The sequence below is a fragment of the Nostoc sp. XA010 genome (genome assembly GCF_020829625.1).
Taxonomy (GTDB): domain Bacteria; phylum Cyanobacteriota; class Cyanobacteriia; order Cyanobacteriales; family Nostocaceae; genus Nostoc.
Genome location: NZ_JAIVFX010000086.1, coordinates 1 through 8885, shown reverse-complemented (window position 1 = coordinate 8885; position 8885 = coordinate 1). Strand labels below are relative to the sequence as shown.

Annotated in this window: 8 protein-coding genes; 7 read left to right on the top strand and 1 reads right to left on the bottom strand. The window is 40.0% G+C overall.

All coding sequences use genetic code 11. The annotated features are described in order from the left end of the window. Positions 1-2300: hypothetical protein (locus LC608_RS35445; RefSeq protein WP_229557982.1), on the top strand; the 2300-nt coding region annotated here is incomplete at its 5' end. 44 nt (positions 2301-2344) lie between these two features. Then, positions 2345-3067 carry a hypothetical protein gene (locus LC608_RS35440; RefSeq protein ID WP_229557981.1) on the top strand — a complete coding sequence of 241 codons (723 nt, stop codon included), beginning with the start codon at positions 2345-2347 and terminating at the stop codon, positions 3065-3067. A gap of 26 nt (positions 3068-3093) precedes the next feature. On the opposite strand, the gene LC608_RS35435 is transcribed toward LC608_RS35440, so the two are convergent. Then, a complete protein-coding gene (locus LC608_RS35435; RefSeq protein ID WP_229557980.1) occupies positions 3094-3507 on the bottom strand; it encodes a four helix bundle protein in 414 nt (137 codons plus the stop codon). Positions 3508-3604: 97 nt separating this feature from the next. Between LC608_RS35435 and LC608_RS35430 the strand changes: the two genes are divergently transcribed. The 5 genes from LC608_RS35430 to LC608_RS35410 form a co-directional block, all read left to right on the top strand. Further along, positions 3605-4705 (top strand): hypothetical protein, encoded by a 1101-nt coding sequence (locus tag LC608_RS35430; protein ID WP_229557979.1) that lies wholly within the window; start codon positions 3605-3607, stop codon positions 4703-4705. Positions 4706-4710: 5 nt separating this feature from the next. Then, positions 4711-5475 (top strand): hypothetical protein, encoded by a 765-nt coding sequence (locus tag LC608_RS35425; protein WP_229557978.1) that lies wholly within the window; start codon positions 4711-4713, stop codon positions 5473-5475. A gap of 5 nt (positions 5476-5480) precedes the next feature. Further along, a complete protein-coding gene (locus LC608_RS35420; protein ID WP_229557977.1) occupies positions 5481-7046 on the top strand; it encodes a TrbI/VirB10 family protein in 1566 nt (521 codons plus the stop codon). Continuing rightward, on the top strand, positions 7043-7771 hold the full coding sequence (locus tag LC608_RS35415; RefSeq protein ID WP_229557976.1) for a hypothetical protein: 729 nt from the start codon (positions 7043-7045) through the stop codon (positions 7769-7771). The genes LC608_RS35420 and LC608_RS35415 overlap by 4 nt, the downstream gene beginning before the upstream one ends. Further along, positions 7768-8885, top strand: a 1118-nt coding sequence (locus LC608_RS35410) for a hypothetical protein (protein WP_229557975.1), incomplete at its 3' end; no start/stop codon positions are given. The genes LC608_RS35415 and LC608_RS35410, both read left to right, overlap by 4 nt.

Below are 8885 nucleotides of genomic sequence, written 5' to 3'. Positions count from 1 at the left end.
CAATCCGAAAGTTAGAGAAAGTTTGGTTTAAATTCACCGGAGAAATTCACGCTTTTAACAATAGTAGGATTGAAAATATTCTTAAGAACTCATTTAGCGACGGTTTTTTGCAGTGGGAATCGTTGCTAAGTAACAAAATGAAACTAGGGATCAGAGTTCTGAGCGCTGAAGATATTTGGAAAGTCTTATGGCATCAATTTAATCTGACATCACCAACAGCGATTCCTAATCCCTTAGTGATTAGTCAAACCCAAGGATTAGTAGAAACTCAAACAAGCGATTTTCATATTCGACATCATCTGTTGGAAAATGAAGAATCAGTTCCATTCTTAGATCGGCAATGGGTAAAGATTCAAGATAAATATATTGGGGTGATGAACTTTAGCCAAAAGCCGGGGGGCTGGATAGATGAACGCTCTCAATTACGATACCTTTGGGAATTAATTTCCAAAGAAAGTATCTCAGATACAGAAATTATCTGTCAAATCACTAAAGCTAATCAGGCAATTACCAAAACTAATTTACAACGCCTTACTAAACAGTCAATTACATCGACTGCCTTATCAACAAGTAAAGGAAACATCAATGTCAAAGCCGGAATAAATATTGAAGAATCTGTAGAGGCACAACGAACCATTTACAAAGGAAGCGTTGTCGTTTATACCGGAGGAGCTTTTCTTGTCCATAGAAAATCAACAAGAGAACTCAATGAGGCTTGCAAATACTTAGCTTCCTACTTTTTAAGACCAGCAGCAGTAGATCGAGAGAAAGAATACGCCTGGAAGACATGGTTGCAATGTTGTCCATTTGTTTGGGAGCCACTGCTGGCAAAACCTTTTAACCGCAGATTACCTTATTTCAGTTCCGAAGCACCAGGGCTGATGCCTTTGATTCGTACAGCTACAGGAGATCAGGCTGGCTTTGAGTTGATTGCCGAAGAGGGGGGTACGCCAGTACACCTGGATTTGTACAAACAGCATAAAAACATAGCAGTTTTTGGTGCAACTCGTTCGGGGAAATCAGTACTCGTGGCTGGAATTTTAACACCTGCACTTGCTCAAGATATACCAGTAGTCGCGTTAGATTACCCCAAACCAGACGGGACATCGACATTTAGTGACTATACCAATTTGCTTGGTAAGGATGGTGCATACTTCGATATTTCCAAAGAGTCAAATAATTTGTTTGAACTACCTAATTTGAGGGGGATGGATCAAGAAACCATTAATGAAAGATTGAATGATTTTAAGGAATTCTTGAAATCAGTGTTAATGACAATGGTGATTGGAACTAGCGTCATTGGCGTTAGCCCTTCCATGATTACTAATATTGAATCTATCATTGCCCTAGCCTTGAAAACGTTTTTTAATGATGATGAAATCAAAGTCCGGTATAAGTTGGCATTAGCCGCAGGAGTTGGCACGAAAGCTTGGCTGGACACTCCCACATTACAAGATTTTTTGAATTATTGTTCGCCAGCATTTCTCAAGATAGATTCTATAGCCAGCAATAGCCAGGAAATTTTATCAGCTTTGGAGCAAATCAGGTTGAGATTAAAGTACTGGCTCTCAACCAGAGTTGGAGAATCAATTAGTCGTCCCTCAACTTTCCGAACTGATGCTAAGTTGCTAGTATTTGCGCTGCGGAATTTATCGAGTGAGGCAGATGCAGCGATTTTAGCTTTATCAGCTTATGCCGCAGCCCTTCGACGTGCTTTGTCTTCTAAAGCCAGTATCTTCTTCCTGGATGAAGCGCCGATTCTATTCCAATTTGATGCGATCGCCGAGTTAATAGGAAGGCTTTGTGCCAATGGTGCAAAAGCAGGGATACGGGTGATTCTTTCGGCTCAAGAACCAGAAAGTATTTACCAAAGCAAAGCCGCTGCGAAAATCTTCGCCAATATTACAACCCGATTGATCGGCAGAATCCAATCTTCGGCTGTAGATCCCTTTGTTGATAGATTTAAATATCCTTATGAAATCATTCAAACCAATAGCACAGAAGCTTTCTATCCAACAAAATCTGGCATTTACTCACAGTGGTTATTAGATGATTCAGGCAAACTTACATTCTGTCGTTATTATCCAGCACATTGTTTATTGTCCGCAGTCGCTAACAATCCTTATGAACAAGAATTACGAACTCTATTCTTGAAAAAATATCAAGATAATCCAATACTCGCACAAGTCAAGTTTTCTGAAGATTATATCAGAATGGTTCGGGGAGAGCCGTTATCTCCAACAGCCCAAGAATTGCTTAAAAGTTTAGCTTCTAAAACCGTAGTAGTCACATCAATGTAGAATCAGTCTTCATCAATTCAAGGTAAAAAAAGGAGTATTTCAGTATGAAGGGAATTAAAAAAATTAGTCTAGCTGTCATTATATCTAGTGGAGTTACAAGTCTATTAATTGCTGCACCCAGTTATGGAATATCACTAGACCTAAATACTTTTTTGGCTGAAATTAGGAGTCAGATTCAGAGCGAAATGAGCCAAATTAGCAGTATAGCTTCAGATAAAATTAATAATTTCTGGGCAGCAGCCCAAGAGGATGCTAATTCCGCAATTAATGGTGCTACTGGTGTGATGGGTGCGCCAGATCCAGTTGAAAGTGGTCAGCGTCTGAAAGTATCCTTAGCATCCGGCTCTGATTGGGCAACAGCATTAACACAGGCACAAGACTTACAGCGAGAAATTACCAAAGCATCAGTCTCTGGTGTATTAGGGCAACTTGGTCAGCAAGATACTGCCAACAAAATTGATCAAACTACACAAACGGCTCAAGACGCTTCAAACCTGGGACAGGAAGCGCAAGAGATGAATGCCTCACAGAATATTTTAAAAGTAATAGCAGCCCAAAATAGTCTGGTGGTTTCGATGCTGGCACAACAGCGCACTGATTCATTGCAATCACGCTCTGATACCGCACAGTCTAATATGATGCTGACCCAAATTGCAGAAAAATTAACAGCAAATCGTCAAAAAGAGGACATTCGAGAAGAAGGATTAATTTCTCTCAATCTCGAAGTTGCTGCTATGTCTGTGTTAGATCCTACTTACTCACCGTAGGTGGAGAGTGTGCCAGGGGTGGGGAATTAGTCGAGTAACCAGTCATCTGGATGGGTAATGATTTCGACTAATTCACTAAGGACTTGATTATAACGAGCGTAGAGTTCTCTTCCTTGCTCAACTGTGAGGTACTCGCATTTCACTGCAAACTTTAACCAAACTTGAGTTTCTGCTGCCTCCGATTGTCTGCGACACGCTCCGCGAACACAATCATTCAGTTTAGCGACAAAAGCATCTCTATATCTCCGTTTTTTCCAAGCCCCTGCCAAATTAGCACAGACTGAACGAGACGAGCGACGAATTTGATCAGTCAATGAATATTTTTCTTCAACTGGAAACTTTTTAGAATATTCAAAAATTTGCATTGCTGTTTCAAATGCCAATTGATAAATGGCTAAGTCCTCATGAGTTCTAAAATACTTTTTCCCTTTCTCTTCCATTTTATTTAATCTCGACCATTCTTTTATCCATTTTCCCACACTCCCTACACCTCCCACACTCCCTTAGACCTCTTACGCAAAAAAAAAGGATTATTGTATGTATTTGTTAGCGCAGCAAGTGCTTGGTGGTGAGTTAGTCAAAAAAGCATCTGAAACAAATGTATTCATATCAGCAGGATTTAATGATTTATGGGATAGGACTTTAAATGGGCAACTGTACGAAACTATATGTAAGGTAGGAGTATTATTTGCGGTTGCGACATTAACCTTTTTCATGATTGAGTGGACAAAGCAAATGCTCAATGGTGATGAACAACGAGCTTTCACTGATTTTATCTGGCCTTTGATTGTAGTGGTGTTGTTGTCAAATCATGGCGAAGTACTAGGAAACTCAACGTTAGGGATTAGGAACTACATCAACAATGTAAATAATATGGTATTGGTACAAACGGCTGATGGGCTAGATTTAAGAGTCGCATTTCAAAAAGCAGCAGGGCTATCAGCTGCTCGTAGTGCTATTGGATTAGCAATTGAAAGATGTCGCAGTTCTTCATTACAGCCGAATGAAGCAATTGCTTGTTTACAACAGGCTAAAGAAGACCTAAGCCAAAAATACCCGTCAGCTTTTGATCAAAATAGTGGCCCCTTCAAATGGCTGATGGATGGGATAGATAAAGTCATTGATGCTCCGATTGATGCAATAAAAAACAAAAGAAATCCACTTCAGATATTATTTTCTTCCATTAGTGGGTTTATTGGTTCCGGCGTGACTTCAACAATTTCATTGGTGATGCTGTCGATGAATGGCTCATATCAATGGGCAATTGAATTAACAATGTTAGTTACAGCATTTCTCGGCCCGCTTGCTGTTGGGGGTTCTTTATTACCTTACGGAGCGAAATCAATTTACACTTGGCTGATTGGTTATTTCAGCATTGGTATAGGTAAACTCTCTTTTAACATGATTGTTGGTTTTGCTGGACAACTAATCTCTGATTCTCAAGCAGATCAACCCATGTTCTTCCTGTTTACAATTGGCATTTGCGCTCCCTTCTTGGCTACGGGATTAGCCGCAGGTGGTGGTTTAGCCCTGCTACAACAAATTAATAAAGCCTCAGAGACTTATGGTGCGATTGTTGCAGAAGCTGGCATTGCAATAATCACTAGAGGTGTTAGTTTGGCGAAGTCTAGGAAATAAGAGATATGGTCAACACGGAAAAGCGAAAATCAGAACCATTACAACTACTGCAATTTAATAAATCAGTCCCGACAAGAATTGGAATCATTTCATTAGTAGGATTTTCTTGTGCATTACTCTCATTACTATTGCAATTTCTCAATTATGGAGCAATCAGAGGATTAAGTAAAAAGCAATTAGCTTTAGTACAGTTAGATGATGGCAAAACTATTACTGCTAAATCAGTAGACCAAAATCAACGTTCGCCAGAAGTAATTAAGAGGTTTGTTGGTGATACGTTCACTAGAATGTTTAGCTGGGATGGGTTAGTGAAAATTGATAACCATAAGGGAGAAGTAATTACCAAGCAAGACAGAGGAATAGATATTGATGCAGTAAGTGGAAAAAAGAAAGTTACAACTAAGGCTTATGAAGCTGCTTTTGCAATTAGTGAAAAACAGAACTTTCGAGCAGCCTTTTTACAAAAGCTGGCAGAACTCACCCCCAGCAGAATATTTCAAGGAAATATGCAAGCGTCTTTAATTCCTCGTTATATTGGAGAACCGCGATTAATTAGAGATGGGGTCTGGCAAGTAGATATCGTCGCAACTATTGTGACTTTTACAACTTCTGATAATACTGGACAAGGAATTACCTTTAATAAGACTGTGACTGTCGAAGCAGTGAATACGCCACAAGAAATTACTGCTCTCACTGAACTTTCTCGGAAAATCTATGAAGCTCGGAGCGCTGGTTTAGAAATTACACAAATCAATGATTTGAAACTCTAATAATTATGTCACTAAAAAACGAACATCAGAATTTGACTATAGATCAAATCTTGAGATTTTCAGAGGATACAAATGATGGACAAACCAGAGAAAAGCCTAACCGGGAAGACTCCGAAGAATTTCCATTGATTACCAGGCACACTGTCAGTACTTCTCCTTGGTCGAGATTGGGGATAATTGCTATTCCTTTTGGCTTAGGATTTTTAGCGATATTCTATTTTCTTAATGGTATTTTCAATCCTGCTAAAAGTCCAGAAGCGATAACTGCTAAAGCTGATAAAACATCCCCAGCTTTGGAGAAAGTCGAGCCAAAAGATGGTGATGTCTATGCCAAATTAGCCTTAAATAAACAAGAAGATGAATTGAATAAAATTAATCAGAGTAAGGAAGAAGTTTTTGTTAATAGTAAGCCTGTAAGTGTTGCAGCTTCACCACCACCATCAACAGCTAGACCTGTAGCACAAACACAAAGTCCTAGCCCTAGACGAGATTACGTTCCGAGTAGAACTAACTCGACTATTTCATCACCACCTCGTAATCAAATATTGCCAAGAATTAGTAATCCTGTTAGGACTGTTACGCCGAAAACAGAAACGCCAACAGACGTGATAGCTGAATTTAATCGACTTCGCAGCTTAGGATCTTACGGAAAAATCGCTTATACACCTACTTCAAATAACCAGCAGATATCAACAGAGGCAACATCCTTTCAAACACCGAGTACAACACGAATTCAACTACAGCCACCTAATAGTGCTTATACAACACAGCAAACACGTCCTAACTTCTCTAACAGTACACCCACAGAAATTGAGAAAATTCGCCCTCGTTGGTCAGCCAATTCTAAATCTGATAAACAAATAGCAGATGCTAATTACTTGCCTCAAGAAAACCAAATTCTGCAACAGCGTAAAACTCGCTATTTAGTTGTCGGGGAATTCGCAAATGGTATTTTAGTGACTTCAGTCGTCAAGCAGCAAAGCGAAAATCGCTTCCAACAACAGCAAAATCCAGATGATAGTAAACGCTATGTTGCTAGATTAACGGCTGATTTGCATGACAACTATGGAAATGTGGCAATTCATAAAGGCACTTTATTGGCCGTTGAACCCCTACAGGTTAATGGTGGCTCTTATGTAAGTGTGCAAGTCACGAGCATTATCAAAGATAACACTGAGTACCCAATTAGTAGCGGTGCAATTTCTGTATTAGGAGAAGGCGGCAAACCGTTGTTAGCTAAACAGTTCCAAGATAAGAAAGGGGGAGGTTCTGACTTGACTGTGGGATTAGTCAGTGGTTTGGGTCAAGTAGGAACTATCCTGAATCAATCTGATTCTACGAGCAGTGTAGTTAATTCTGCTACTGGGACATTTAGCTCTAGCACGACTTCAAACAGCCAGCGCAATATTGGCAGGGCATTTTTACAAGGTGCTTTTGGCAAGCTTAGTGACATTATTACTCGTCGTGCAGAAGCTTCTAACCAACAAATCACCCCTCGCCCCAATGTTTGGTATATCCCACAAGGGACGAAGATTACGTTTTTGGTGAATCGTTCACTGGAGTTGCCATGAAGAAACTGATACTCCTCTTAGCGATTGGACTGTCCTTACTTCCAGTCAAAACCTATGCTCAAAGTACAGTCCGCACCATAAAGCAATCTCAGGTTAGTGGCAGTACTGCCAAGCTGCAAAAAATTAAGGTCTGGAATGGCTCAGGCGTATCAATTTCATTTTATGAAGTCAAGGAGATGGTGAAGCGGGTGTGGATTGACGATCCCTCGCAAGTTTTGATTGACACTGATGGTTGTTTAGAGGGAATCGACCAGAACTGTCAAAACAGTAGTGCTGGACTACTTCACTTACGCCGGATCAAAAAGCTTCCGGTTCCAGGACTGCCACAAACAAGTGCAACTTTGCTTACAGTGATTACTCAAACTGCTTCTGGCTCACGCAAAGTTTACCACTTTCAAGTTACTCCATCTAATTCCCGTCCTGAATACAGTCAAGTGTCAATTATCTCGGATAAACCATCTTCAAGAGTTACTCGACCCTTATTATCGCCATTAGTACAAACTATCAACACCATAAAACAAATTAGAGCGGGGATGAGCGTAGCGATTAGTAATGGTTCGCTCTCCTCATCTGATGAACTTCACAATCGGATTGAGCAATTCTTGACTCATTTTCAAGCTAGAGGGCAAATGCCTATTGCTGCTCTTCAGGCTGGTGTCTCACTTAATTTAGTTAACAAATTAATCGAGCTTGGACAAAAAAACGGGACAGAGGGACAAATATGAAATCATCAAAGCGTTCGCCCAAAATTAGTTTTGACACGATTCGCTATTTAATATTGTTTGGATTGCTCGGAGGATTGTTTATTCACAGTTTTTGGAAATATGGAATTATGAATCAGGTAATTGGATTTCTACTGCCCAAAGCCTCGGCACAAGTCCCATTTGTCAGTAGCAACAATGGCTTGATTCCAGACTGGTCAAAAATGAAGTTTCAAGACATGATTGTATCTGAATCTGGTAATGTGACTTACCCATCCGTGAGAGGTAATCAGACTAGAACTTGGCAAGCTGGACAAAGTATTGGCGATTTTATGGAGCTTGGAGATTTTGAAGATGCTAATCTGAATATTGAAAAGCTTAACCTCAAGGCGATATCTCAGGCATTAGCTATTGATTTAGATGGTTTAAAACTTGACGATTTTGGAATCATCAAAACTCAAACCCTTAGCGATTTAGTCAAAGCTATACCTGAATTAGCTAATCAATCAGCCAGGAATGTAGCACCAATAGCTGACTTTTTTCGCCAAATCGGTATCAGCACTAATCAAAGAATTGGTAATGTTGCTAATTATTACAACTTAGACAATATCCCTCTCGGCAATGAAATTGATTTGTCTAAATACAAGCTGACATCGATTCCGGGAATTGAAAACTCATCATTTGATGAATTTGCTAATTGGCAAGATACTCTCATTTCAGACATTCCCGGATTGAAGGATTTATCTTGGAATAATTTTCCTACCGTACCAGAGCCGGATCTGTCTTTCGTTGGGCAAGTAGATTTGCCCTTGGGAGATATAGAAGCTAACCGGATTCGCAGCATTTCTGGCAGTTATCAAGAAGGTTTTAATGTCCCTTGCAATCAAAATAATTGCGTCCACTTTGAAGCTTCAGGTCTTGGTCAGACCACTGGAGCGCAATGGATTTCGGGTAAAGTCCAGAAAGTTAAAGGTGGCTATGGAATTTTAGCTGTAGTTAATGGTGGTCTTGAGCCAACTGGTCGTCATCCCTTTGGTAAATCATTTAAACAAGTTGTTTGGGATATAGATGAATCAAGCGGTTCCGTTAACACTGCTATGTTTTTCCGTTTCTGCAAGAATATTCCCTTTGTTGGTCG